General features: G+C 74.1%; 1 protein-coding gene. It reads left to right on the forward strand.

Going from position 1 to position 409, the window contains the following annotated elements; all coding sequences use genetic code 11:
* Positions 1-79: 79 nt before the first annotated feature.
* Positions 80-409: ATP-binding cassette domain-containing protein (locus LPA54_RS40580; protein ID WP_228985444.1), on the forward strand; the 330-nt coding region annotated here is incomplete at its 3' end.

Consider the following 409-nt stretch of genomic DNA (forward strand, 5'->3'; position numbering starts at 1 on the left):
CCGGAGCCGAGCACCCTGGGCCGGCCCGGGGCCCACCGCAGCCGACTTCCGCGTTCCACGACCGGCACCGAGGAGCTCTGTGATCACCCTTCGAGAACTGACCAAGCGTTACGGCGAGACCGTCGCCGTCGACGGTCTGACACTGGACGTCAAGGGTGGTCTGGTGACCGGCTTCCTCGGCCCCAACGGCGCCGGCAAGTCCACCACCATGCGCCTGGTGCTCGGCCTGGACCACCCCACCTCCGGCTCCGCCACCCTCGGCGGCCGGCCGTACGCGTCCCTGCGCGAACCCCTGCGCCGGGTGGGCGCGTTGCTCGACGCCGGCGCCGCGCTCGGCTCCCGCACCGGCCGCGACCATCTGCGCGTCCAGGCGGCGACCCACCGCATCCAGGACCGCCGGGTGGACGAG

This window comes from Streptomyces sp. DH12 (assembly GCF_020873895.1).
Taxonomy (GTDB): Bacteria; Actinomycetota; Actinomycetes; order Streptomycetales; family Streptomycetaceae; genus Streptomyces.